Here is a 25,356-nt window from a genome sequence, read left to right as displayed (position 1 = left end):
CTTACAAGAAGATTCCCGCCCCCGGCCCCAGCGGCAGATCGGCGTAGAACCACAGGGCCAGCAGCAACACCCAGGTGAGCCCGAAGGGAATGACGAACACGAACATGCGAGACATCAGCGTGCCCAGCCCGGCCTGGGGCTCGTAGCGGCGCAGCATACCCAGAATCACGATCATGTAGGGATTCAGCGGGGTGATGATCTGCGTGGCGGAGTCGCCCACGCGGAAGGCCGCCTGCACAAAGCCGGGCTCGTAACCCAGCAGGGCGAACATGGGCACGAACACCGCCGCCATGAGCGTCCACATGGCGGAGCCGGAGATAATCAGCAGGTTCAGGCAGCTAGCCAGGATAATGAAGGCCAGCACCGCCGCAAAGCCGGTGAGACCCACGGCCTCCAGCGCGCTCGCACCCTTCACGGCGGTAAAGGTGCCAATGCCCGTCCAGTTAAAGAGCGCCACGAATTGCCCCAGAATGAAGGCCAGCACCAGGAACTCCAGCATCCCCTTGAGGGATTGCGTCATCATGTCCACAGCGTCATCCACCTTGCGGATCGTGCCTGCCACGATGCCGTAGGTAATGCCCATGACCAGGAAGAAGAGCATCACCAGGAACACGATGGAGTTCAGCAGCGGGGATTGCGGCAGGAAGCCACCGGTCTCGTTGCGCCAGGGGGAACTCGGCAGCAGAATCACTGCGGTCACGGCGACGGTGACCAGGAGCGTGGCCCACAGGGAGACTTTCAGGGCCTGCCATTCCTTCGGTTCCAGTTCCGCGGTGAGGCTGGGCGCACCGCTCTGCGAACCAGCAGAACCAGCAGCGTCTCCAGCACCAGCAGCGTCCTCCTCGTCCACGGTTTCCTCCGTGGGCACATTGTGGCGCACCATGCGCGGTTCCAGCACGCGGTCGATGAGGTAACCGGCAATGAGTCCCAGAAGAATCGCCGAGGCGATATTGAAGTAGTAGTTCGATACCGGATTCACTTCCTGCGCTTCCAGGCCCGGCAGCGCCTCCATCACGGAGTTAGTGATTCCGGCAAAGAGCGCATCCAGGCTGCTGGGCACCAGGGAGGTGGAATAACCCGCGCCCACGGCGGCAAAACCGCCGAGCAGGCCCGCCACGGGGTGCCGCCCGGCTGCTTTGAACACCATCGCCGCCAGGGGCGGAACAACGACGAAGGCGGCGTCGGCCATCACGGAGGCCGTCACGCCGGTCACGCCCACCGCATAGGGCAGCACCGTTTTATTCGCGGAGCCAAAGAGTTTGCGGATAAGCGCGGCGAGCATTCCCGAGCGCTCCGCGATACCCACCGCGAGCATGATGGGCAGCACCGTGACCAGCGGTGGGAAGCCGATGTAGTTGTCATCAATATTCTCGGTAAACCACACCAGCCCCTCGCTGGTAAAGAGCCCCTTGATATTGAGGGTTTCCTCCGAGCCCGGCACCGTTACCGACGCCCCCGACCACGCCATGAACGAGGAGATCACGGCGGTAATGAGAAAGAGAATAAGGAAAAGCAGGAAAGGCGTGGGCAGTTTATTACCCACGGTTTCTATGGCGCCGAGGAAACGGTCACCCCATTTCCCCAGGGTGCTGCGTGGTTCTGCGGTAGTCTCCGTGGACATGATGGGGCCTCCCGGTCACGTGGACGCTCTGTGCGATGTGGTACACGATACACAGTGCCCGGGACACGCACCCCACTACATGCTCAGCAGTAGCTTATCGACGCCCCGCTAACGGTGCTTGAACTCCGGCTTCCGCTTCTCCACGAAAGCCGCCATGCCCTCTTTCTGGTCCTCCGAGGCAAAGACGGAGTGGAAAAGGCGGTGCTCAAAAAGCAGGCCCTGGGCCAGATTCGCCTCGAAAGCCGTATTCACGGACTCCTTGACCATCGTGGCCGCCACCTTGGACTTCCCTGCGATAGTAGCGGCGGTGTCCAGGGCGGCGTCGACAAGCTCCTCATCGGGTACCACGCGGGCGACGAGCCCGGAGCGCTCGGCCTCGTGGGCGTCCATCATGCGGCCGGTGAGGCACATCTCCATCGCCTTGGCCTTGCCCACCGCGCGGGTGAGGCGCTGGGTGCCGCCCATGCCGGGCAGGATACCCAGGTTAATTTCCGGCTGGCCGAAGCGGGCGCTCTCGGAGGCGATGATGAAATCGCACATCATGGCCAATTCGCAGCCACCGCCCAGCGCGTAGCCGGAGACCGCCGCGATGATAGGGGTGCGGGCGCGGGTGAGTGCGTCCCAGCCGGAGAACCAATCAGCGTTGTACATCTCGGTGGCGCCCTTATCGGCCATCTCCTTGATGTCCGCCCCGGCGGCGAAGGCCTTGGCGGAGCCGGTGAGCACGATGGCCCCGATGTCCGGGTTCGTGTCCAGGCGCGTGACGGCCTCGGTGACCTCCTCCATGAGTTCGCTGTTCAGGGCGTTGAGGGCCTTGGGGCGGTTAAGGGTAATGAGGGCCACGCGGCCGCGGATTTCCTCGGTAATAGTGTTCTGGGTCATGTTTTCCTCCTTGGCTGCCAAGTGTAGGGGCTGCGGAGGTGTGGCGCGGGGAATTGTGGCGGGTTCGGGCTGCGGCTAGGGTTGACGGCAACAGTTCAGCCTGCCTCTGGCCTTACCGGAGTGCGGGCTGGATCTCTCTTAGGGTCACCATCAGTTCCAACCCTGATGAGTACCATTTTGGCGAGGGGAATTATCTTGTGAACCCCCTTCCACTGAGGTACCTTCTTAGCAAGGATACTTTTTAGGGGGAAGGTTCCATGCAAGGGTTTAGACTCTCCTGGTGGGCGTACGGGGCGATAATCACTCCACTTATTGCCATAGTAGCGGCGATATTTATATTTAATGTGGGGGATGTTCCTGATCGCATGAGGGTTTTGGTTGGTATTTTCACCATAGGGCCTGCAATATTAGCGTTCTGGTGGAAAATACTATCAGATAACCGCACAGAGTGGTGGAAACGCTTTGAATGGACAATAGAACAAGAAAGTAATGATAACCCAGATTGGTTGATGCTTGGCCGCATTTATCGCGGCCTCTTAGAGGAGCGGCGGTGGCTACGTGGTGACAAATATTTTCAACGATCGGTCATGGAACATCGCACGCGCTGCATACTAGAGCATCACGCTGAGAAGGGAAACCTTAAGAAGGCGCTCGAGGAGGCTCAGGGCGGGGAACGCAAGCGTCTGACCAGGATTGTTCGCCGCTACAAGATTAGCGACCGCACAGTACGGCAGCGAACACACCGTGAATGAAGAGTAGACTGTGGTGCAACAAGAATACCAAAGGAGGCGACAGGCTATGACATCAACTCCAGATATGGAAAATAATGATTCACTCACCCCACACGAGCTAGAAGAACTCGATAATCTGATGGCTATGTATGACGAGCTCGATCGTCAGGATAAACCCGGTTTTCTTTGGAGCGACATCTTTGGATTTAGCTTAAAAAAGAAAACTCGCCCTCGCACATCCTAAACTTAGGATTTAAGAGGCCAGCCCTGCAAGTAAGAAAAGTCCCCATTCACCCGTAGCCAGCCAGTAGCCAAGTAGCGCCACCTACCCCCTACCTCAACGGCACCTCCCCAATCGTGCGCCGCAGTTTGCGGGTGCGCAGCCGCTCGGGGTCCTGGGCCAGGTACTCCATCGCCCGCACCGCACACATCACGTGCGCCTCCTTGGAGGAGGAATAAAAGGCCTGCGCCTGAGCGGGTAACTTGGGCACGGCGTGCAGGGGTAGGTCGGAGACGCTGAGCAAGGTGCCATAGGGCACGCGGTAGCGGTAGCCGTTAGCCGCCAGGGTGCACGATTCCATGTCCACCGCCACGGCGGTGGAGCCGCGCAGCCAGTCCCAGAGTTCGCGGGTAGTGTGCCATTCCCAGTTGCGGTCATCGGTGGAGAGCACCGTGCCGGTGCGCATCAGCGAGTGATCGCCCCCGTAAATCTCATTCACGCTCGATTCGAGCGCGCGCTGCACCTCCGGCACGGCGGGAATGGGCACGTCGCGGGGGATGCACCCGTCCATCACGTGATCCTCGCGCTGGTAGGCGTTGCCCAGAATGAGGTCGCCCATGCGCATGCGCCCGTCCAGCCCGGCGCAATGGCCAATCATGATCCACGCCTCCGGGCGCAGCACGGCCAGGCAATCGGTAATGGTCTTGGCGTTGGAGGGGCCTACGCCAATATTAATCATGCTGATTCCATCGCCCACGGCGGTGCAGAGGTCATAGCGCGGCATCTGGTTCGCGGAGGTCTTATCCACCGTTTGCTCCGGGGACGTCGCCCGCTGCCCGTTGGGCAGCACCAGTTCCGTGTAGCGCGAGCCGGGCTGCCCCAGTTGCCGCAGGCCAAAATCCACGAACTCGCTGGTGTGCATGGGGTAATTGGTAAAAAGAATGTACTTTTGCAGGCTCTCCGGGGCAATGCCGGTGTAATGCTCAATGCGCGCGCAGGCGAGATCGCAGCGCTGCGGGCCAAAGTGAAAGAGCGGCTTCACCGGCGCGTGAAAGGCCTCCCAATTGCTATCGACGATCCCATCGTCCACCTCGTCGAGCGAAGGGCGCGGCACCGCGTCCCCCAGGTCGCCCGCCCGGCGCGCCTCGTCCACATTTTCCAGTCCACGTATGTACTCCGGCGGTATCCGCGTTTCCGACGCCCCCACATACACCTCGCAGGGATAGTTCTGCGTGAGGCTGCTCAGTTGCTCCACCAGGTATCCGCGCAAAAGGTGCGGCTTGGTCAGTTCCGCCCCATAGCGCCCGGCCTCGTCCACGTACCCGAAGGGCGCGCGGCGGTCGATGGGACGCCACTGTTTCACTTCCACCTCTAGGCGTGGGTACGTCACCTCCCGGTAGGCCTCGTAATCCCCCACCGCAAAGATTTCTGCTGCGCGCGCCGTGGCGGCGTCGTAAAGCTCTATGAGGCGTTCGACGGCGTGCTCCACTGAGGCCATGTGTTCCATATCTGCGAGGGTAGCGTGTTATCCCAGCGCAAAGCGCAGAGAGAAAGATCACATAATGCCCGGATAATTAGGGAACTCCCACGAACTCTCCCACAATAATCCCCATGAGCACTACGGCAGGCGGCGGCAAGACCCGCACTTTCTTTGGTCACCCCTGGGGCCTGGCCAACCTCTTTGGCATCGAGATGTGGGAGCGCTTTAGCTACTACGGCATGGTGACCATCCTGGGGTATTACCTGTATTACGCCGTTTCCGACGGCGGCCTGGGCATGGAGCGCGGCACCGCACTCTCCCTCGTGGGCGCCTACGGCGGCTTCGTGTACATCACCTCCGTGGCGGCGGCCTTCATCAGCGATAGGATCCTGGGGCCTGAACGCACCCTGCTCTTCTCCGCCATCCTGGTCATGGCGGGCCACATTCTCCTGGCCGTCATCCCCGGCTACGCCGGGCTCACCCTGGGACTCGTCTCTATTGCCGTGGGCTCCGGCGGCGTGAAAACCGCCTCCCAGGTGGTGCTAGGCGACCTCTACACCCGCCAGGACCCCAAGCGCGACGCCGGGTTCTCGCTGTTCTACATGGGCGTGAATATCGGCGCACTCTTTGGCCCCCTGCTCACCGGCGAAGCCCGCAGCATGGGCGGCTTCCACTGGGGCTTTGCGCTTGCGGCCATCGGCATGGCCCTGGGGCTCACCCAGTACATCGCCATGCGCAAGAGCACCCTGGCCGCCCGCAGCTCCGTGGTGCCCAACCCCCTGCCGCGCGAACAATACCTACGCTGGGGCCTGAGCGCCCTGGTGGGTATCGCAGCCGTGGTGGCACTCTTTGCCACCGGCATCGTCGGCCTGGATAAGCTCGCCCTGATTATCACGGCCACCGCCGGCATCATCGCCGTGGTGCTCATGGTGCAGATGTTCCTCTCCCCCTTGACCACGGCAGAGGAACGCTCCCGGCTCGTCGGCTACCTGCCCATTCTGCTGGGCTGCGTGATGTTCTTTGCCATCTTCCAATCGCAATTCACCATCCTCACGCTCTATACGGATACTAGGGTGAATCTCAGTGTGAACCTGGACTTTGGCCGGTTAGGAGCGTTGAGCTTCAATATAGAGCCCAACCAGGTGCAATCCATCAACCCCTTCTTCATCATCGTGTTCTCCGGCGTATTCGCCGCGATGTGGACAAAGCTGGGCTCCCGGCAGTGGTCCAGCTCCGTGAAGTTCGGCGTGGCCAACCTCATCATCGGCGCCTCGCTCTTCCTCTTCCTGCCCTATGCCGGAGGCGAGCCCAATTCCACCCCACTGCTCATCATCGTGGCGCTGCTCTTCCTCTTCACGATGGGCGAACTCCTGCTCTCCCCCGTGGGCAACTCCCTAGCCACCAAGGTGGCCCCGCAGGCCTTTAAGTCCCGCATGTTCGCCGTGTGGCTCATGGCCATAGCGATGGGCACCTCGCTCTCCGGGTCACTGGGGTCCCTCTATGAGTCCGCAATGGAGACGGGCGCGGAGGCCGAACGCACCTTCTTCCTCACCACGGCCGGAGTGGCCATCGCCCTCGGCGTGGTACTTATTGCGCTGCGCAAGTGGGTGGTGCGGAAGTTTATCGACGTGCGCTAGGACTTCCCGTAGTCCCCATCGGGCGGCCAGGGCACGCCGCCCTCGAAGAAAACATCGCGCTTCCAGCCGGGACGGAAGGGGAGGACGTACAGCGGGCGACGGCCTTGATTCGCCCACTGGCGTGCTTCTCTTTCATCTTTAGGGCGAGTTGCCCGTTCCGCATCCTGGTAGGTGCTGAAAATACCCTCACACAAGGGATCGCCCGCCCACGGATAAACCTCCGTGGTCGTTTTTACATCACCCATAAAGAGCCCATAGAGAACCTCTCCTGGAGGCGGCCCTTGGATGGGAAAGTCCTCCCAAAACCCATAGGTTCCCTCACCTTGGGCGCGAAGTTCCTGATCGAGTGCGCGCGCCTCATCCTCCGTTTCCACAAAGGCAGCCAGAGGCTCGCGCGTATCGGGAAAATGTGCGTACACGACGCAAATTATTCCGTCTGCCATGCTGAAAGCCTATACGCTCGGCAGGGTTCCTCACCGGGTTAAACAGAGCATACCCTAGTGATGCAACGCGATTATTTTCCTGCATGTGTCGCCCATATCCTCTATGGTGGGGGCAACTGACCCCTATCTATAAGGACAGCATGAAAACCCGCATGGCCCTCATCGGCACAACCCTCTGCACCCTCGCACTGGTGGGTTGCAGCAGCGACTCCGAAGAATCGCCAGCACCCACCTTCACGACGGCCCCGGAACTAGCAACGCCGAGCCCCGCGGCGTCGAGTAGCCCGGCGAACGAGCCTATAACTAGCCGCCCGCCACACGCTCCCGACGGCACCGATGCCACCGAGCCCGGGCAAGATGGCGGCGATGGTGCCGACGCCACGGAACCTGGGCAGAGCGGCGGAAGAGGCGGAGATTCCGTGTATGGCGATGGCGGGGACGGTGGCGCCGGCTACAGCCCCAACCCTGCAACAGAGGGGCCTAAACTTCCTCCCCTGCCGGAAGAGATGGCTACCTAACCCCCCAACACGCAGCGCGCGATGAGATTATCCAGGCGGCGCACGTCGAGCCCGCGCCCGATTTTAATTTTCACCTTCCCGGCGCGCGTCCACAGTTCCACCTCGGCGTTCATGTCCAGGGTGCCCGCGTTCTCTGTGGACCACATGTTGATGGAGCTATACGGCAGCGAGTAGACCTCCACCTTTTTGCCACGCAGACCCTGGGCATCGCGCACGATGAGCCGCTTGGTGGTGAAAATCGCGGCATCACGGAAGGTCGTGAAGGCCACCACAGCCTCCTCGCCCGGAACCAGAAGTTCCGTGACGTCCTGGGGAATGGGGGTCTCCGAGTGGAGGGTCCATTCAGTAATAGCGGACATTTCCATTGGCTCAATCCTTTCTTATTTTCACCATGAACATATAAACCTTACCCCTCTCCCCCATAATGGAACCCATGTCCCTCTACGATGACACCCTCGCCCTGCTCCAAGAACTGATCCGCAACGCCTGCGTCAATGACCTCACGGCGGACTCCGGCCAGGAGATTCGCAACGTGGAAAGCCTGGAGCGCTTCTTCGCCGGGAGCGGGGTGGCGGTGCGCCGCTTCGAGCCGCACCCTGGGAGGACGTCGATAGCTTTTAGCGTGGAGGGCAGCGATCCCGCAGCCGAACCGCTGACCCTGCTCGGCCACATTGACGTGGTGCCGGTGGATGAGCCGCAGTGGAGCGTGCCGCCCTTTGGGGCGGAGATTATCGACGGCAAGATTTACGGGCGCGGCGCGATGGACATGCTCTTTATCACCGCCACGATGGCGGCCGTGACCAGGGAGGTTGCCCGCGCGGGCGGGGCGCGCGGAACGCTGACCTTCGTGGCGCTAGCCGATGAGGAGGCCCGCGGCGGCCTGGGCGCGGGGTGGATTGCCCAGCACGAGCCGGAGGCTTTTAGCTGGCGCAACTGCCTTTCCGAAACGGGCGGTTCCCACCTGCCCACCGCCGATAGTTCCGACGCCGTGGTGATTAATGTGGGCGAGAAGGGCGCGGCGCAGCGCCGCCTGCACGTGACGGGCGACGCCGGGCACGGCTCCACCCCGCACGGCAAAGATTCCGCAATCGTGAAGATTGGCGAGGTAGCCCGCCGCATCGCCGCCGCCGAACCCCCAGTGACGGATAACGCGGTATGGCGCGGCTTCGTGCAGGCCTTCCGCTTTGACCCCGCCACCGAGCACGCGCTACTGGACGGCACGGGGAATTACGAGGTCTTTGGCGATCTTGCCGCCTATGCCCAGGCTTTCTCCCACAACACCTTCGCCCAGACAGCGCTACGAGCGGGCGGCCCCATCAACGTTCTGCCCTCCCACGCCTGGCTGGACATGGACATTCGCCCCCTGCCCGGCACCACCCAGGAGGCTATCGACGCCGTGCTGCGCGAGGCCCTGGGCGACCTCGCCGAGCAAGTGCGCATCGAACACCTCATCACCGAGCCCGCCACCGAATCGCCCGCGTCCGGGCCGCTGTGGGAGGCGATGGTGGAGACCATTCACGAGGAGTTTCCGCAGGCAGAGGTGGTGCCGGTGCTCGCCACCGGAGGTTCCGACCTCCGCTTTGCGCGCCGCCTGGGCGGGGTGGGCTACGGCTTTGCCCTCCACGCCCGCGAGCGCACCCTCGCGGAGGCCAATAAGCAGCTCCATTCCCACGATGAACACCTGCACCTGGAGGATTTGCGGCTCACCGTCCATGCTTATCGACGCCTCGTACGGCGCTTCTTAGGGGTTTTGTAGGGGTGGTGGTTGTGCCCTTTTCGTTGTTACTCAATGCCTTCCGATATAAGTGCGCACAATTACAGAGAAACCTCATTAATACTGAAATATCCTAAAGGCCCCACATGATTATCCTCGCCGCAGAAGCATTGTTCTGGATTCTGGTCATAGCTGGAATGGTCGCCCGCTATGTATTCCGCATGCCCACCGCAAGCAAGTTCCTCCTCTTAGCCGTACCAGTAGTAGATATTGCTTTGCTTATAGCGGTCATCATAGAACTCCGGTCGGGCCAGCCCGCAGGCATCGAGCATCAACTTGTGGGCCTGTACTTAGGTATTAGCATCATCCTCGGCCCAGGGTTAATCAGGTGGTGCGATGAAAAAGTCCGTAACTTGAGCTCTGGGAAGAAGAGAGTACCGAAAGTTCAAAAGCCCTTTGGTGCGAAGATGCGCGAGGAACTCATCTTTTTAGCAAAGTGGTCATTAGCCGTGGGCGCAGCCTTCCTCATTAACCAAGGGCTCATGCTCGTTGCTATCAACGATGCCCAACGAGAAGCCTTATCCCAAGCAAGCTCTATGCCGCTCACATCAATAGTGCTGGTAGCCCTGTTTGGCCCTGGCTGGGTCTTACTGTTCGAGGAGGGTAAAAAGAAATCTCGCTGAAACCCGGCCGACTCAGCATTGATAGATTAACCACCCCCTTAATCTATCAATCCCCTGCTACGCTGGCCCTATGACGCAACCACGCAGCACCTCCCTCCGCTCATCGCTAGAGCAACAGGTGGCTGCCCTCCTCTCCACGGCCTCACACGGGCGGCTCCACCGCACCACCGAGACCCAAGCAGTGGACTTCAAAGAAGAAGCCGGACGCCGCAATAGGGAGGGCACCATTGAGCCAGGCCATCCCACCAACCCCATCGCCGCCACCAAACTGGCCGATGAGGTGGCCTGCATGGCTAATTCCCCCGGTGGCGGAGCACTGATTGTGGGTGTGGAGGATAGAACCGGCCAAATCATCGGCACGGAACTCAGCATTGATTGGCTGCGCCAACGCATCTATTCCGCCATCACTATTGCACCGGACATCGTTGAAGCGAGCGTTGAGGGCCTGCGTCTCCTCATCATCTACGTGGCCGAGGCTCGCGAACCCGTGGAAAACACCGGCGGGCAATTGCGTTGGCGCGTGGGCGATTCTTGTAAACCAGTGGATCGCGCCCAGTGGTGGCAGCACCGCGACGCCGCCGCGCACACCGACCCTATGGCCCAAGCCATCGACCTGGGAGTTAAAGATGCCCGCCCCGGTGCCCTCTCTATCGCACGGCGCTGGCTAGAACGCGATGGCGTGGTATCCACCGACACGGAATTGCTGCGCCGCATTGGTGCCCTGCGCTCCGATGATTGCCTCACCCATGCCGGAGCATTACTCTTCTGTTCGCTCGGCCGCCCTGGGCTGGAAATTACGGCTTTCGACGTCCCCGGTGGCTCCGTGATTAATCGGGTGGTTCCACCTCCTGAGTTCTCGCTCCTCGAACAATTAGACCTCGTAGAGCGTTCTCTAGAGGCTCTTAACACCTTTATTACTTTGCGCACCGGTTTCCACCACGAGCATCTGCGCCGTATTCCAGAACAATCCATTCGTGAGGCTCTGCTCAACGGCATTATTCACCGGGATTGGTACCGCTCTGAACCCACCGATGTGCGGTGGACGGAACTCGATAGTTCCCTCACCGTGCGTAGTCCCGGCGCTTTTCCCGGCGCGATGAACCAGAGCAATATTCTCAGCAATAGGGAAGCCCGCTATCCCGCCCTGGCGGATCTCTTCCGCGCCATCGGGCTCGTCGATAAGCAAGGCGTGGGGGTAGACCGCATGTACCGGGACATGATTGTGCTCGGCCACCGCCCACCCTCGATTACGCAGGTAGAGGGGCCTTATGTGGAGTGTATTTTGCGGGGCGGGCAGCCAGTTTTTCCCGTTTTGGATTGCGTTCACGCCATCATGCCCGTGCAGCGGCAGCAGGATTATCGTGTGGCCATTATTCTCAATGCGCTATTACATGATCCTTTTATTACCGAGGATTCTCTTGCCCAGGCGCTCCAATCCGACCGCGAGGCTGCATTGACTGCCCTCGAAATAGCCCGGCAATCCACGGTGCACACGCGCCCTCTCATTCAGCGGCATAAAAACGTATGGATACTGGGCTCCACCGCCCGTAATCTAGTAAAAAGCGCCTACGACCCAGAAAGCGCCTATCCGCTCATCGCCTACCTCAGCACTGAGCAGGAACACCAAAGCGCCGCCGTACAGGCCTGGCTCGCGGTGGACGATTCCATCACCACCGGAGACCTCGCCATGCTCACCGGCAGCGCGCGCAATACCGCCAAACGCACTCTCGACGCCCTCGTGGAGCAAGGTGTACTCCAAGCCCGCGGCGCCGGGCGTTCCAGCCGCTACGAGAAGATACGCCATTAAGGAGACCCCATGACCGACTTCACCACCCTGCGCACCTGGGGCCAGGGCATACTACGCGGGGAGAAGGTTTCCCTCCGCCCCCTTCACTCCGATGATCTCCCCACACTGACTCAGTGGTGGCGCGATACCGGCGAGGCCATGCTCCAGCAAGATCGCCTGGCCCTGCGCCCCACCGACGCCATCGCGGAGATGTTCACCCAGTGGAGCAGCAACGATAGTCCCAGCGGCGCAGGCTATTCCATCATGGATGGTTCCGGCACCCTGGTGGGTCACCTCACGCTCTGGGGTATGGCACTGCCCACCCGCATCGCCACCCTCGCCATCATGATCGGCCCCGATCACCAGGAGCAGGGCTATGGGCGCGACGCCATGAAGGTGGCGCTTCGCCTCGCCTTCGAGGAGATGGGTGCGCACAAGGTGGAGCTGCAAACGCCGGAGTACAACACCCGCGCCCTGGGCCTGTACACTTCCCTGGGCTTTGTGGAAGAAGGTCGCCGTCGCGCGGCTATCTTCCACCAATCGCGCTTCTACGATCACGTGCAGCTGGGCATCTTGGCCGAGGAGTATGCGCTAATCCGTCAAGAATCCGCACAGTGAGCAAATGCTGATAGATTAGGCACCCCCTTAATCTATCAATGCCGCTCCGAACTGCGGAAATACAGATGAGAATGTGAGGCACACCCCGGATTGAAGGGGTGAGCACAGGCCGGGCAGGCCCGCGCCCCGTGGTATTCCGCGTACCCCATGAGGTGCCCGCAGGCTCCGCACAGCACCGCGTCCGACGCCTCCCTTCCCATGCGCCCAAAGGGGTGCTCGGCCATCTCCTCGTGGCAGCGGTGGCAGGCCCACCATTTCTCGCAGGTCGCGCAGCGATTGGCCACCACGTCCCAGCGTTGGCGATAGTGGGCGCAGCGGCCCTGGGCGTCGATAAGCACTCCGTGAATAGGTGTGCGCACTATGCCACCGGGATCACGCAGGTGCCGGCTTGGCCCACGCGGCCGTTGGCCGTCACGTGGATACCGCTGATGTCGCCGTTATAGAGGCCCGAGAGGGCGTGATGTCCGGTTTGCCGGGAGCTTAATTCAAAATCCGATTCCTCCAGAACCGTCACGCCATCATTGGCCACAAATTGCAGGGTAATAGCGTCTCCCGGCTGGCCGTGGTAAGTCACATATGGGGTATTGCGCTCGTGGTCGATGTCGATGACCTCGGGATCGCAATGGCCTTCCTCGCTCACCGCGCCCAGAATGGGGGCCTCGGGATCGCGGGGCTCAAAATCCACGGTGGTGGGCTCTGTGGTTTCTTCCGCGCTGGAACAAGCAGTAATAAAGGCCAAGCACAGAGCAGATGGAATCAAAAGTAAATAACGCATAGTAATCGCCCCTTCTCTCGCCGCGTTCATCATGCCACAGCCCAACCTCAAGTAACCCCACCTAGATGTTCCACGTGAAACATCGCCCAAACACTGCACCCGAGGAAACCACACAGCAAAACAAGGAACCCGCCCCACTCCTCCGAACTCAATCAAAGAAGCAGAGCGGGTTCCTATTCTGTGGGCGAAGGGGGACTTGAACCCCCACGTCCAAAAAGGACACTGGCACCTGAAGCCAGCGCGTCTGCCAATTCCGCCACTCGCCCATACAAGTGGCCGCGCTTGCGACTCACTAAACTCTATACGCAGCACCACAGACCTGACAAACACGCAGTTCAAAGCCCTAAAAAGCGCCCATCACCCTCATAATCCCATCGCTCATGCCTATCTATATCCCCGCCCTTACCCCTATACTGGGATGTACGTGTGCGCATCTCATGCAGATGTGCGGGGTCGCCCATGACCCTCCATACGTTCCAAGGCCCTCGCCGGATGGTTGCCAGCCACCCGGCAGTCGTAGCAGGCATTTTCCATGTCTACGGCCCGTGGGCAAGTGAGTGAAGGAGAACAAGAGGAGGTTAGCCCGTGTCGATCATGGCTCGTTTTGCCAAGTTCGATAGCGCAATGCAGCGCGGTCTCGATAACGGCTTTGCCCTCGTCTTTGGTGGGCGCGTGGTGCCTGCGGAGATTGAAGAACTCCTCAAGCAGGAGATTGAGGACAATGTTCAGGCGGTGGAGGGACGCCCGGAGGCTCCGAATGTGTTTCTGGTGGGGCTCTCCGATAATGACGTGCGCAATCTCGCGCAGCAGAGCCCGAACTTGCCCGAGGATTTTGCCGATCGCATGGGCCGCTATTGCCGCAACCAAGGCCTCGCCCTACCGGGACCGGTGATAGTACGCATTGCCGAGGAATCGGGCATGCGCACGGGCCAATTGCGGGTTTCCTCCTACGCCGATCCCTCCCCCGATCAAAGCAGCGGCTTCGATTGGATCGACGGCCCGCCTTCCTCACGCCGGGCTCAAAGCCCAGCGCAAGGCCAAGGCCGAGTTCAAAGCCAAGCCGCAAAAGCACAGCAACAAGCCCCCTCCACCCCCGTCAAGGAAAGAGGACAGATGAATCTCCCGCAACCTGGGCACGATTCCGCCGCCACCGAGTTCATTCCTCGCCAGGCGGCCCCGCAGGCACCACAGCAAATGTCTCAGCCAGACCGCCCCACGGTGAGCCTGCTGCTTCAGGATGGTTCCTCACGCACCTACCTGGTGCAGGAGGGATCGAATATCCTGGGCCGGTCCCACGACGCGGACTTCCGCCTCCCCGATACCGGGGTGTCGCGCAAGCACGCGGAGGTGACCTGGGATGGGCAGGACGCTGTGTTGGTAGACCTACAATCCACCAACGGCACAACGGTGAATGACACGCCTGTGGATAACTGGCTTCTCGCGGATGGGGACATCATCACCATCGGCCATTCCCATATTGAAGTGCGTGTAATCTGGCCCAACCAGAATTAAATACCCAAGGAGAACACTTATGGACTCACTCGTCCTCACCGGGCTCCGCATCGGGGTATTGGTGTTGCTGTGGCTGCTGATCCTCGTGGCGCTGCGCGCGATGCGCAAGGACACCGCCGTCGTCAGCGGCGCGCAATCCAACAAGCGGCCTCGGGGCAAGGCGACCTCAACCCCACGCAAGGCTGCCCCAGCCCAACGCATCACCATCGTGGAAGGCCCCTTGCAGGGCTCGTACATGGAGATTTCCTCGGTGGGCGAGGTGGTGATGGGCCGCAGCCCGGACTGTGACTTTGTGCTTGGCGACGACTTCGCTTCCGCACGTCACGCACGCCTGTTCCGGCGCGGCTCGGACTGGTTTGTGGAGGATTTGGATTCCCGTAACGGCACGTTCGTGGCTGGCACCCGCATTGACCAGCCGGAGCGAGTGGACACGGGGACGTCGATACGCGTGGGCCGCACGACGGTGAGGTTGGTGCCATGACTTTGCGTTTGAATTACACTGCGGCCTCTGATCGCGGCCTGGTACGCGGCAATAACGAGGATTCCGCCTATGCCGGGCCATACCTGCTGGCCCTGGCCGATGGCATGGGCGGCCATGCCGCGGGCGAGGTGGCCTCGCAGATCATGATTACCCACCTGGAGCACTTGGATAAGAGCACCGGGGATAATGACATGCTGGCCCTGCTGGCGGCCGGTGCCGACGAGGCCAACCGCGCCATCGCCGAGGAGGTGGGCACCCACCCGGAAACGCAGGGAATGGGTACCACGCTCACCGCCCTGGCCTTTAATGGCCGCGAGTTTGGGCTGTGCCACGTGGGCGATTCTCGCGGCTATCGCCTCCGCGAGGGCAAGCTGGAACAGCTCACCGTGGATGACACCTACGTGCAATCCCTGGTGGAGGAGGGCCGCCTTCTTCCCGAGGACGTCTCCACCCACCCCCAGCGCTCCCTCATTCTCAAGGCCTACACGGGCCGCGACGTAGAGCCCACGCTCAAGAGCCTGGACGCCCAGGCGGGCGACCGCATCTTGCTGTGCTCCGATGGGCTTTCCGATCCCGTCACCCACTCCACCATCGAGGAAACTCTGGGGCAGGGCACCCCCGCCGAGACCGCGCAACGCCTGGTGGAATTGGCCCTGCGCTCCGGCGGCCCGGATAACGTGACCGTGGTGGTGGCCGACGTCGTGGACGAGGACGCCCTGGATACCAAGGAACGCGAGGAATTACCCACCAAGCCCGCCACCGCCGGTGCTCTGTGCGGGGAAAACACCGAGGAATCCCACCCGGATACCGCCGCTGGCCGGGCTGCCGCCCTGCGCACCAAGGTCACCACCATTACCCCCGAGGGCACGCTGAGCGAACAACCCTTGAGCGGGATTCCCGATCCCCCCGAGGCCGCCGAGGACCCCGAGGACGAGGCGGAAGAAGGCTCCGGGCGCAATTCGGCTCTGCGCTGGGGCATGCTCATTCTCTCCCTGGTGCTGCTCATCGGCGTCATCATGGGGGGCTGGTGGATGTACCACTCCGCCAAGGATCGCTATTTTTTAGCTACTGACGACACCAAGGCGATCGTCGTTGAGCGCGGCCTGGACTCCTCCCCGCTGGGCAAGAAGTTGCACGAGACGTATCAGCACGCCTGCCTGAGCGCCGATGCCTCCATCCAGCTCATTGAGCCCGGCGATGATACCCAGGATTGCCACCGCTTCAACCTCAAGGATCTTTCCTCCTCCGCGCGTTCCTCCGTGAACTCCATGCCCGCGGGCACCTACGAGGAGGTCAATCAGCAATTGCGACGCCTCGCGGATCAGGCCCTGCCCGTCTGCGTGACCTTGCAGGCGGATAACCGGCCCGGCGATCGCGCAGAGAACGCAGAAAGCGACGCCGCACCCAGCGAGACGTCGGAGGCCCCCACGGCCCCCACCACTGCGAGCACCGAAAGCGCCGCTTCTTCCCAGGCCAGAACCCCCTCCGGGGAACTCACGGAGCCAGGAGTCAATTGCCGGGAGGTGAAGTAGTGTGAGTTTTTCCGCTCTCTTCTCCCGCCGCACGGAGCTGGGGCTGCTGCTTCTCTCCGCGGTTTTCGTCTCCACGATGCTCATTAACCTGGAACTTTCCCAGGGCAACACCCTCACCTCAGAGCTGTTCTGGGTGATCGGTGGCTTCGTGGTGATCTTCGCCGCCGCGCATTTTGCGCTGTGCCTCACCGCCCCGCACGCGGATCAGATCATGCTGCCGGTCACGGCCACGCTCAATGGCCTGGGCCTGGTGATGATCTATCGCATTGACGAGGCCAATGGCACCTCCCTGGTTACTCGCCAGGTGCAGTGGACCTTCGTGGGCGTCGTATTGCTGGTCCTCGTGCTGGTTTTCCTGCGCGAGCACCGCTCGCTCTCCCGCTATTCCTACCTGCTCGGCTTGGTCGGCCTGGCGCTTTTGGCGCTCCCCCTGGTCTGGCCGCAGCCCGCGGATGCCGAGGCTCGCATTTGGATCACCTTCGGCCCGTTTTCCCTGCAACCCGGCGAGTTCTCCAAGATTCTCCTGCTGCTCTTCTTTGCGCAGTTGTTGGTGAATAAGCGAGCGCTCTTCACGGTGGCGGGCTACCACTTCCTGGGGCTTTCCTTCCCCCGCCTGCGCGATCTCGCGCCGATCCTGGCGGTGTGGGCCATCGCCATCGTGATTATGGCCGGTACCAATGACTTCGGCCCGGCCCTGTTGCTCTTTGCCACGGTGCTGGGAATGTTGTACCTGGCCACGGGCAGGCTGTCCTGGCTATTCATCGGCGTGGTGCTGGTGGCCATCGGTGGCACCGGCGTGTACATGATCTCCTCCAAGATTCAAGCCCGCGTGAGCAATTTCCTGGACCCCTTTGCCGATTACAATGGCTCCGGCTTCCAGCTGGCTAACTCGCTGTTCGGCATGTCCTGGGGCGGGCTCACCGGCACGGGCATCGGCCAGGGCCACCCGGACATCATTCCGGTGGTGTGGACGGACTTCATCCTCGCCGCCGTGGGAGAGGAGATGGGCCTAGTTGGTCTTTCCGGCGTGCTCATTCTCTTTGCCCTGCTGGTCACGCGCGGTTTCCGCACGGCCCTGTTGGCCCGGGATTCCTACGGAAAATTGGTGGCCTCCGGCCTTTCCCTCACCATCGCCATCCAGGTGTTTGTGGTGGTGGCCGGAATCAGCGCGCTCATGCCCATGACGGGCCTGACCACCCCGTTTATGTCTGCGGGTGGTTCCTCCCTCATGGCTAATTACATGCTGCTGGGTATCCTGCTGCGCATCTCCGATTCCGCTCGCAGGCCCGCGGCGGCACCGGCCGAATCCACGGATGGTTCCTCCAAGATGGCGCCTATCGACGCCGCTGACGCCATCGGTTCCGAGGAAGAGGGCACCGGCTACATGCCCTCGGTGGGGAAGGTGAGCTAGATGAATCGCTCTATTCGCTTAGCGGCAGTCTTTTCGCTGCTGCTCATCCTGGTGCTGCTGATAAACCTCACGGTTATTCAGGTGTTCCGCCACGATAAGTACGCGGCTAATCCCTTGAACCAACGTAATTTCCTAGAAACCAAGTCCATCCCGCGCGGACAAATCACGGCGGGTGGGCAGGTGCTGGCCTCCTCCTATGCGGACGAGGACGGCCTCTACCACCGCAATTACGAGGCCGCCCCCGCCGCCTTTAGCCCCGTGGTGGGCTACCTCTCCGATGTATATGGTGCGGCGGGCATTGAGTCCTCCTATAACGGCGTGCTCAATGGCACCGACGCCACCCCCGGCCGAGTACTCGATCAGATCATCGGCGCCGACCCCACCGGCAATAACGTGGAACTCACCTTGAACCCCGAGGTGCAGCAGGTAGCCTATGACCAGTTGGTCAGCAATGGCTACGAGGGCTCCGTGGTGGCTATTCGCCCCTCCACGGGCGAGGTGCTGGCGATGGCATCGAGCCCCGGCTACGATCCCAATTCCATCGTGAATCCGGATACCGCCCAGGACGCCTGGGCGCAGCTCAACGCCGATCCCGGCGATCCCCTGCTCAATCACTCCACGCAGGAGACGCTGCCCCCCGGTTCGATCTTCAAGATCATCACCACGGCAGCGGGCCTGGAATCCGGCTACTCGGCCCAGAGCATGCTCACCGGCGCCCCGGAGATCACGCTGCCCAATACCGCCCAGACCCTCACCAACTACGCGGGCCAGGCCTGCGGTGGCGGCGGGGATGTGACCCTGCAAACGGCCTTCGCTCTTTCCTGCAACACCGCCTTCGTGCAAATGGGTATTGAGGTGGGCAGCGATGCCATGCGCGCAACCGCCGAGGCCTTCGGCGTGGGGCAAACCTATGACCTCGGCCTGGGCATGTCCCCCGGCAGCCTGGGAGACCTGCCCGACGATGCCTCCCTGGGGCAATCGGCCATCGGGCAGCGCGACGTCACCATGTCCGCTCTCCAAGCGGCCGTCATGGCCGCCACGGTGGCAAACGACGGCACCCGCATGGAGCCGCACGTGGTTTCCCGGATCACCGCTCCGGATCTGCGCGAGCTCGATAAGGTCGATGCCAAGCAGCTCAATCAGGCCATTAGCCCGGAGATCGCCGCCCAGCTCACCGAGCTCATGCGCGCCTCCGAGCGCTCCACGGTAGGGTATTCCGGCCAGGACATCGCCTCCAAGACCGGTACCGCCGAGCACGGCGATGGTGTGCCCCCGCACACCTGGTACGTGGCCTTCGCCCCCAGCGAGGACGCCGATGTGGCCGTAGGCGTGGTGGTAAAGAATGGCGGTAATCAAGGCCAAAGCGCTACGGGCGGAAAAGTGGCCTCGCCCATCGGACGTGCCGTACTCAATGCTGCATTGCAGGCAGCCCAGTGAGGAGGACTAGAAGGTGACTGAAGAAAACGCTTCCACCCCCCATCCAGGCTCGGGTCTCCCCCGTGACGATCAGCGCGAGCGCATCCAGGGGATGATCGGGCCGGATTATCGCCTCCAGTGGGTGATCGGCCACGGCGGCATGTCTACCGTATGGCTTGCCGACGACCTCGCGCACGACCGGGAGGTGGCCATCAAGGCCCTGCGCCCGGAGTTTTCCAACTCCCCGGAGTTCCTGGAACGCTTCCGCAACGAGGCCCAGACCGCCGAGCACATCAACTCCGATAATGTGGTGCGCACCTACGCCTACCGCGAGGTCACCGATTCTCACGGCACCATCTTCTGCTTCATCGTCATGGAGTACGTGCGCGGGGAATCCCTGGCTGATCTCATCTCCCGCGAGGGCTCCCTCCCCGAGGACATGGCCCTGGACGTGATGGAACAGGCCGCACATGGCCTGGCGGCCATTCACGCCCTCGGGATGGTGCACCGCGATATTAAACCGGGCAACCTCATGGTCACCCAGACCGGGCAGGTCAAGATCACGGACTTTGGCATCGCCAAGGCCGCCGAGGCCGTGCCGCTCACGCGCACCGGCATGGTGGTGGGCACCGCCCAGTACGTCTCGCCCGAACAAGCCCAGGGCAAGGACGTGCAGGCTACCTCCGACGTCTATTCCCTCGGCGTGCTGGGTTACGAGATTCTCAGCGGTAGGCGCCCCTTCACCGGAGATTCCTCGGTGTCGGTGGTCATGGCGCACATCAATCAGGCCCCGCCGCAGCTTTCCACCTCGATCAGCGCCCAAACGCGAGAACTCATCGGCATCGCCCTGCGCAAGAACCCGGCGCGCCGCTTTGCCAACGGCAACGAGATGGCGCTGGCAATTTCCCAGGTGCGCCTGGGACACCGGCCTCCGCAGCCTCGTTCCGCCGCGCTCACCGGCCCGGCGCCGGAACCCTCCCCCACGGCGGCCACGATTGCCCTGGGCGCGGTGGCTAATCCCACCACGGTGCAGCCTGCCCAGCAGGTTCCGCGCACCCAGGCGCAGGCCCAGCCCCGGCCCAAGCCGCAACCCGCTGCCAAACCTGCGGCTAAAAAGGGCGTCGCTAAGCAAAAGCAAAAGTCCAAGAGCGACGGGCTCGTCATTGGGCTAGCCATCGCGGCGGCCGTGGCCGTGTTGCTCTTTGTGGGATTTGCGCTGTACCGCATGGACTTCTTTGGCACCGGGGATTCCGCTACCTCCTCGTCTGCCGCTCCCGTGCAGGAAACGGTGCAAGAAAACGAGCAGGAGCAGGATTCTTCCACCCACACCGTGCGGCGGGTGAGCCCGGATCAGAACTCTGGCGAACAGAACTCCGGTGGCCAGGAGGCTGCGGAGCAGGGAGCCCAGCAGGGCAGCACTCCCACCTCCCGCGCCGCGCAACAGGAGGTTGAGGAGCAGCGCCAGGAGGAGAACCGCGTTACCCAAGCCCCGCAGCAAGGTACCGTGGTCGTGGAAACATACTACGAGGAGGAGCCGGAGGAGGCTCCCCAGCCCAGCAACACGCCGGATGCCCCGGCGCGGGTGAACGAAGATAACTCGGACGTGCGGTTGCTCACCTCCGATGCGTCAGGCAACCTCTCAAGGGACGCCGAGGGAGATGTGCAATGACCTTAATCGCGGACCGCTACGAACTCGGGGAGGTTATCGGCACCGGCGGCATGTCCGATGTGTACGCCGCCCAGGACACCCTCTTAGGCCGTGGGGTAGCGGTGAAGGTGCTGCGCATGGAGTTGGCGCGCGACGTCAACTTCCGTGAGCGCTTCCGCCGCGAGGCCCAAAACTCCGGGCGCCTGAATCACCCCGCCATCGTGGCGGTGTATGACACGGGCGAGACAATGATCGAAGGCATCAGCGTCCCCTATATCGTGATGGAGCGCGTGTTTGGCCGCACCCTGCGCGGAATCGTCCGCGAGGACGGCCCCATGCCCCCCACCGAGGCCGCCGCCACCCTCATCCCCGCTGCTCAGGCCCTCCAAGCCTCGCACGACGCCGGAATCATTCACCGGGACATCAAGCCCGCCAACATCATGATTACCAATACCGGCGCGGTGAAGGTGATGGACTTTGGCATCGCCCGAGCCCTGGACGATTCCACCTCCGCCATGACGCAGACCGCCGCCGTCATCGGCACCGCCCAGTACCTCTCCCCCGAGCAGGCGCGCGGCCGCCATGCCGACGCCCGCTCCGACGTCTACTCCCTGGGCTGCGTCCTCTACGAACTGCTCACCGCCACCCCGCCCTTCCAGGGCGAAACCCCCTTTGCCGTGGCCTACCAGCATGTTCAGGAGGAGGCCACCCCGCCCTCGCACTTCATCGCGGACCTCACGCCCACCGCAGCCGTGAACGTGGACTCCGTGGTGCTCACCGCGATGGCCAAGCACCCCGCGGATCGCTACCAATCCGCCGAGGCGATGGCGGCCGATCTGGAATTGCTCTCCCGCAACGCCGTCACCCAGGCCGCCCGCTCCCACGTGGCGGCCCAGCCTGCCGACGCCACCCCCACCGAGGTCGTTCCCTCCCCCACCGCTACCAGGGCTATCGACGCCGCTGAGGCACCGCACAGGGAGCAGACTGCGGCGCCGGCATCCGCGGCGGGGTCTGCGTCGGGGGCTACGGCGGATCGAGCCCCGCGCCGCCACCGCCGCGCCGCCAAAAAATCCCGCTGGCCCGCCTGGATCGCGGCGCTGCTGGGTCTCATCGTGCTCGGGGTGGGCGGGGCCTTTGCCTACGATCTCTTAAGTAACCGCTCTGAGGATTCCTCCGATGAGCCCGCACCCGTGATCGAGCAGCGCACGGCCACCATCCAGGTGCCCGACGTGGCAAATATGCCCCTGCAAGAAGCACGGGAGGCCTTGGAGAAGTTGGGCCTCCAGGTGGATACCAGCGAGGAACCGAGCCCGGAGGTGGCTCGCGGCTCGGTGATTCGCACCAGCCCTGCGGCGGGTTCCACGCTGCAAGAGGGGTCCTCGGTGCAACTCACCGTCTCCTCGGGCAAGGAGGTCACCGATGTGCCCAACCTCAGCAACATGACCCTGCAAGAGGCCTCCTCCACCCTTCAGGCCGCGGGCCTGGCACTGAACTCTCAGGCCACGGAGGAGGAATCCGATTCCGTGCCCGAGGGGCAGATCATCAGTCAAAACCCGGCTGCGGGCACGCAAATCTCCAAGGGCTCGCAGGTCAGCGTGACCGTTTCCTCCGGGCCTAAGCAGGTGCGTGTGCCGGACCTCACCGGCCTGCAACTCACCCAGGCTCAATCCACCCTGGATTCCCTGGAGCTGGAAAGCGAGATCACCTACGTGGACTCCCTGGAGCCCGAGGGCAAGATTCTCAGCGTTGAGGAGCAGGGCACGATGATGGACGCTGGTTCTTCCATCAAACTCACGGTGTCTAATGGGCAGCTCTTTGAGATGCCCGATCTCACCCGCTCCACCCAATCCGAGGCGCTGTCCAAGCTGCGCTCTGCGGGATGGACCGGGCCGGATTCCGCCCTGGTTGCCGGCTCCGAGGTCAAGACGGCCGTGATTACCGACCGCAGGCTCATCGCCGCCACGGAACCCACGGCCGGGCAGACGCTACGCAAGGATGCCTCCATCACGGTGCATTATTACGAGTTCAATCTCACCGCTCTTACCCCATAATCGCTGTTCCAGGGAGGGACACGCCCGCCTGCTAGACTGATCGGCAGCACAGGGCGCGCCCCCTCGGCCAGCGCCGTCTTACATTTGATAAAGAATCGCAGAGGTGACTGATGCCTAAGTCAAAGATCACGCCCCCCTCCAATATGGCCACGAGCACGCCGAGCACCGTGGATCGCACCCCGGTGAAAATCAATACCGGCGGCACCCCCACGTGGTACAAGGTGCTCATGTTCGGCTTTATGCTGCTGGGCCTGGCCTGGTTGGTGGTTAATTACCTGGCGGGCAACCACATTCCCCTCATGCTGGACCTGGGCGCCTGGAATTACCTGGTAGGATTCGGCCTCTTCATCGTGGGCCTACTCATGACGATGGGTTGGCGCTAGCACCTTTTAGTTCTTCTCCCCGGCTTGCTCCCCTTATGGAGCGGGCCGGGTTTTCTTATGTCCGCCGCAACGCTTAGGGGTGCCACTAAGGCCTGGGACGGGCTGGTTCGGCCGGCTAGTGGCACCCTTTACGGTTGGTCGCACTGGGCACAGCACCAAGGGGTGCCACTGGTGGCTTATCGACGCCCCGACGCCTCCCACTGGCACCCCTTGGGGTTGGTGGGAGCCGCACGCAACACTTAAGGGTGCCGCCTACGGGGCGTCGATAAGCGACGGCCCGGAACTGACACCCCTACGTGTTGCGCGAGCAATCCACCCCACAATCCCACAGCCTGTGGATAACTCTGTGCACTACATCCACAACCCGCCTGCTTGTTCGAGTACAAGCTCATTTCCCCAGGCACATCCGTCACATCAGTACTAAAAGGATCGCCCTGTTCGGTGAATTACAAGATCGTAACTATCCACATTGTGGATAACTCTTGTGGATAACCCCCGGCCTAAACCCCACCAGTTTCCACGTACCTCACCAGTAACCCCAGCACCACAATCCCCACCGCGACGGTGCCGCCATACCGCAATTTCTTGGAGTTCGGGAGCAATACCACCGCCAGCACCGCACCCGTGGCCAAACCGCCCAGGTGTCCCCACAGAGATACCCCTGTGGATAAAATGGTGTAGCCCAGATTCACCGCCAGCAGCGTCAGGGGCGCCATCACGTCGCCGCGCGTCTTGACGGCGGAGCCCACTAACACCGCCATGAGTCCGTAGAGCGCCCCGGAGGCGCCGGCGGTGGGCACCAGGGGATTCATCTCCACCACGGCATACGAGGCTCCCAGGCCACTGAGCACGTAGACCGCCAGGAAGAGCACGCTGCCCAGGTAGCGCTCTAATTCCCGGCCGATGAGCGCGATCATAAAGGTGTTCATCGCCATGTGTCCGAGGTCGAGGTGAATGAACATGTTGCTCAGCAGGCGCTGGGGTTCCCCATCAACCACGAGGGGCCCAAAGAGGAAGCCGTCGATGGTCAGGGGCGCTTCCCTAGTATTGATGGAGCCGCTTTGCAGCGCGGTAACCAGCCACACTCCCACGATGAGGAGGCAGAGCACGGCGGTCACGGGAGCGCCGCGGAAGAAGCGTCTAAGAATGCTTGTTTTCATGCCGTCTAGGGTATCCGCGCATAGAAAAACCCGCGCTCCCCATCACGGGGAAGGCGCGGGTGAGGGAAAAGCGGAACTTACTCCACGATCTCCACGGACTCGATCACCACGGGCTCGGTGGGGCGATCCATGCGGTCGGTGGCGGTGGAGGCGATGGCGTCCACGACCTGCTGGGAGGCGGCGTCGGTCACCTCACCGAAGATGGTGTGGGCGTTGTTCAGGTGCGGGGTGGGGGCAACGGTGATGAAGAACTGGGAGCCGTTGGTACCGGGGCCCGCATTCGCCATAGCCAGCAGGTAGGCGCGATCGAAGCGCAGCTCGGGGTGGAACTCATCGGCAAACATGTAGCCGGGGCCACCGCGGCCGGTGCCGGTGGGGTCGCCGCCCTGGATCATGAAGCGGTCAATCACGCGGTGGAATACCGCGCCGTCGTAGAAGGGACCTTCCGTGGTGCCGGAGGCGTTTTCGGTGCGGTACTCCTTGGTACCGCGAGCCAGGCCCACGAAGTTATCCACCGTCTCCGGGGCATGGTTGCCAAAGAGGTCGATGGAGATGTCCCCACGATTGGTGTGCAGAATCGCCGTAGCGGTCTTAATGCTCATGTGTATCAGTGTAACGCTTTTGCTACATGAAACGTCGAACACGATTATTCTT

Annotated in this window: 25 protein-coding genes and 1 tRNA gene; 16 read left to right on the top strand and 10 right to left on the bottom strand. The window is 62.3% G+C overall.

Annotated features, from left to right (window positions below; translation table 11 throughout):
* Nucleotide 1: 1 nt before the first annotated feature.
* Nucleotides 2–1,621 carry an AbgT family transporter gene (locus tag Clow_RS00700; protein ID WP_082418434.1) on the bottom strand — a complete coding sequence of 540 codons (1,620 nt, stop codon included), beginning with the start codon at nt 1,619–1,621 and terminating at the stop codon, nt 2–4.
* Between the two features lie 108 nt (nt 1,622–1,729).
* Nucleotides 1,730–2,503: an enoyl-CoA hydratase gene (locus Clow_RS00695; RefSeq protein ID WP_055174923.1), complete on the bottom strand. Its 774-nt coding sequence runs from the start codon at nt 2,501–2,503 to the stop codon at nt 1,730–1,732.
* A gap of 365 nt (nt 2,504–2,868) precedes the next feature.
* On the opposite strand from Clow_RS00695, the gene Clow_RS00690 reads away from it, so the two are divergent.
* Together Clow_RS00690 and Clow_RS11600 are read left to right on the top strand one after the other, a co-directional pair.
* Nucleotides 2,869–3,255 carry a hypothetical protein gene (locus Clow_RS00690; protein WP_156334505.1) on the top strand — a complete coding sequence of 129 codons (387 nt, stop codon included), beginning with the start codon at nt 2,869–2,871 and terminating at the stop codon, nt 3,253–3,255.
* A 46-nt stretch (nt 3,256–3,301) separates the two neighbouring features.
* Nucleotides 3,302–3,478 carry a hypothetical protein gene (locus Clow_RS11600; protein WP_156334503.1) on the top strand — a complete coding sequence of 59 codons (177 nt, stop codon included), beginning with the start codon at nt 3,302–3,304 and terminating at the stop codon, nt 3,476–3,478.
* Nucleotides 3,479–3,566: 88 nt separating this feature from the next.
* Here Clow_RS11600 and amn read toward each other — a convergent pair whose 3' ends face one another.
* Nucleotides 3,567–4,961, bottom strand: a complete 1,395-nt coding sequence (amn, locus tag Clow_RS00685; protein WP_055174915.1) for an AMP nucleosidase — start codon at nt 4,959–4,961, stop codon at nt 3,567–3,569.
* A gap of 104 nt (nt 4,962–5,065) precedes the next feature.
* Between amn and Clow_RS00680 the strand changes: the two genes are divergently transcribed.
* Nucleotides 5,066–6,571 (top strand): peptide MFS transporter, encoded by a 1,506-nt coding sequence (locus Clow_RS00680; RefSeq protein ID WP_055174913.1) that lies wholly within the window; start codon nt 5,066–5,068, stop codon nt 6,569–6,571.
* On the opposite strand, the gene Clow_RS00675 is transcribed toward Clow_RS00680, so the two are convergent.
* Nucleotides 6,568–7,014 (bottom strand): hypothetical protein, encoded by a 447-nt coding sequence (locus Clow_RS00675; RefSeq protein WP_055174910.1) that lies wholly within the window; start codon nt 7,012–7,014, stop codon nt 6,568–6,570. The genes Clow_RS00680 and Clow_RS00675 overlap by 4 nt on opposite strands.
* Before the next feature lie 140 nt (nt 7,015–7,154).
* Here Clow_RS00675 and Clow_RS11595 point away from each other — a divergent pair, with 140 nt between their 5' ends.
* The gene (locus tag Clow_RS11595) at nt 7,155–7,532 is read left to right on the top strand and encodes a hypothetical protein (RefSeq protein WP_156334501.1); all 378 of its coding nucleotides are present in this window, start codon (nt 7,155–7,157) and stop codon (nt 7,530–7,532) included.
* On the opposite strand, the gene Clow_RS00670 is transcribed toward Clow_RS11595, so the two are convergent.
* Nucleotides 7,529–7,897 (bottom strand): PH domain-containing protein, encoded by a 369-nt coding sequence (locus Clow_RS00670; protein ID WP_055174907.1) that lies wholly within the window; start codon nt 7,895–7,897, stop codon nt 7,529–7,531. The genes Clow_RS11595 and Clow_RS00670 overlap by 4 nt on opposite strands.
* 68 nt (nt 7,898–7,965) lie before the next feature.
* On the opposite strand from Clow_RS00670, the gene Clow_RS00665 reads away from it, so the two are divergent.
* From Clow_RS00665 to Clow_RS00650, 4 genes are all read left to right on the top strand, one after another.
* Nucleotides 7,966–9,288, top strand: a complete 1,323-nt coding sequence (locus tag Clow_RS00665) for a M20/M25/M40 family metallo-hydrolase (RefSeq protein WP_211256903.1) — start codon at nt 7,966–7,968, stop codon at nt 9,286–9,288.
* A gap of 104 nt (nt 9,289–9,392) precedes the next feature.
* A complete protein-coding gene (locus Clow_RS00660; RefSeq protein WP_055174902.1) occupies nt 9,393–9,929 on the top strand; it encodes a hypothetical protein in 537 nt (178 codons plus the stop codon).
* A gap of 70 nt (nt 9,930–9,999) precedes the next feature.
* On the top strand, nt 10,000–11,736 hold the full coding sequence (locus Clow_RS00655; RefSeq protein ID WP_055174899.1) for a DUF5635 domain-containing protein: 1,737 nt from the start codon (nt 10,000–10,002) through the stop codon (nt 11,734–11,736).
* A gap of 9 nt (nt 11,737–11,745) precedes the next feature.
* Complete coding sequence (locus tag Clow_RS00650; RefSeq protein ID WP_055174897.1) at nt 11,746–12,333, top strand: GNAT family N-acetyltransferase; 588 nt, start codon at nt 11,746–11,748, stop codon at nt 12,331–12,333.
* Nucleotides 12,334–12,368: 35 nt separating this feature from the next.
* On the opposite strand, the gene Clow_RS11250 is transcribed toward Clow_RS00650, so the two are convergent.
* The 3 genes from Clow_RS11250 to Clow_RS00640 all read right to left on the bottom strand — a co-directional run bounded on the left by Clow_RS11250 (nt 12,369) and on the right by Clow_RS00640 (nt 13,374).
* Nucleotides 12,369–12,692, bottom strand: coding sequence for a CHY zinc finger protein (locus Clow_RS11250; RefSeq protein WP_307303293.1), 324 nt, complete (start codon nt 12,690–12,692; stop codon nt 12,369–12,371).
* On the bottom strand, nt 12,692–13,108 hold the full coding sequence (locus Clow_RS00645) for a hypothetical protein (RefSeq protein WP_055174894.1): 417 nt from the start codon (nt 13,106–13,108) through the stop codon (nt 12,692–12,694). The genes Clow_RS11250 and Clow_RS00645 overlap by 1 nt, the downstream gene beginning before the upstream one ends.
* A 181-nt stretch (nt 13,109–13,289) precedes the next feature.
* Nucleotides 13,290–13,374, bottom strand: a tRNA-Leu gene (locus Clow_RS00640).
* Between the two features lie 328 nt (nt 13,375–13,702).
* Between Clow_RS00640 and Clow_RS00635 the strand changes: the two genes are divergently transcribed.
* The 8 genes from Clow_RS00635 to crgA all read left to right on the top strand — a co-directional run bounded on the left by Clow_RS00635 (nt 13,703) and on the right by crgA (nt 23,542).
* On the top strand, nt 13,703–14,620 hold the full coding sequence (locus tag Clow_RS00635; RefSeq protein ID WP_370871896.1) for an FHA domain-containing protein: 918 nt from the start codon (nt 13,703–13,705) through the stop codon (nt 14,618–14,620).
* Between the two features lie 19 nt (nt 14,621–14,639).
* Nucleotides 14,640–15,101, top strand: coding sequence for an FHA domain-containing protein FhaB/FipA (locus Clow_RS00630; RefSeq protein WP_055174890.1), 462 nt, complete (start codon nt 14,640–14,642; stop codon nt 15,099–15,101).
* The gene (locus Clow_RS00625) at nt 15,098–16,633 is read left to right on the top strand and encodes a PP2C family protein-serine/threonine phosphatase (protein WP_055174887.1); all 1,536 of its coding nucleotides are present in this window, start codon (nt 15,098–15,100) and stop codon (nt 16,631–16,633) included. The genes Clow_RS00630 and Clow_RS00625 overlap by 4 nt, the downstream gene beginning before the upstream one ends.
* A gap of 76 nt (nt 16,634–16,709) precedes the next feature.
* The gene (locus Clow_RS00620; RefSeq protein WP_245625679.1) at nt 16,710–18,044 is read left to right on the top strand and encodes an FtsW/RodA/SpoVE family cell cycle protein; all 1,335 of its coding nucleotides are present in this window, start codon (nt 16,710–16,712) and stop codon (nt 18,042–18,044) included.
* On the top strand, nt 18,045–19,481 hold the full coding sequence (locus Clow_RS00615; RefSeq protein WP_055174881.1) for a penicillin-binding transpeptidase domain-containing protein: 1,437 nt from the start codon (nt 18,045–18,047) through the stop codon (nt 19,479–19,481).
* 91 nt (nt 19,482–19,572) lie between these two features.
* Nucleotides 19,573–21,129: a serine/threonine-protein kinase gene (locus Clow_RS00610; RefSeq protein ID WP_082418492.1), complete on the top strand. Its 1,557-nt coding sequence runs from the start codon at nt 19,573–19,575 to the stop codon at nt 21,127–21,129.
* Nucleotides 21,126–23,159 (top strand): Stk1 family PASTA domain-containing Ser/Thr kinase, encoded by a 2,034-nt coding sequence (pknB, locus tag Clow_RS00605; protein WP_055174875.1) that lies wholly within the window; start codon nt 21,126–21,128, stop codon nt 23,157–23,159. The genes Clow_RS00610 and pknB overlap by 4 nt, the downstream gene beginning before the upstream one ends.
* A gap of 110 nt (nt 23,160–23,269) precedes the next feature.
* The gene (crgA, locus tag Clow_RS00600) at nt 23,270–23,542 is read left to right on the top strand and encodes a cell division protein CrgA (RefSeq protein WP_055174872.1); all 273 of its coding nucleotides are present in this window, start codon (nt 23,270–23,272) and stop codon (nt 23,540–23,542) included.
* 500 nt (nt 23,543–24,042) lie between these two features.
* Here crgA and Clow_RS00595 read toward each other — a convergent pair whose 3' ends face one another.
* Together Clow_RS00595 and Clow_RS00590 are read right to left on the bottom strand one after the other, a co-directional pair.
* Nucleotides 24,043–24,702, bottom strand: a complete 660-nt coding sequence (locus Clow_RS00595) for a rhomboid family intramembrane serine protease (protein WP_069724542.1) — start codon at nt 24,700–24,702, stop codon at nt 24,043–24,045.
* 77 nt (nt 24,703–24,779) lie between these two features.
* The gene (locus Clow_RS00590; RefSeq protein WP_055174867.1) at nt 24,780–25,304 is read right to left on the bottom strand and encodes a peptidylprolyl isomerase; all 525 of its coding nucleotides are present in this window, start codon (nt 25,302–25,304) and stop codon (nt 24,780–24,782) included.
* Nucleotides 25,305–25,356: the final 52 nt, after the last annotated feature.

This window comes from Corynebacterium lowii (assembly GCF_001412085.1).
Classification (GTDB): domain Bacteria; phylum Actinomycetota; class Actinomycetes; order Mycobacteriales; family Mycobacteriaceae; genus Corynebacterium; species Corynebacterium lowii.
Note: the sequence above shows the minus strand (reverse complement) of the source record. Positions and strands in the feature narration are given on the sequence as shown.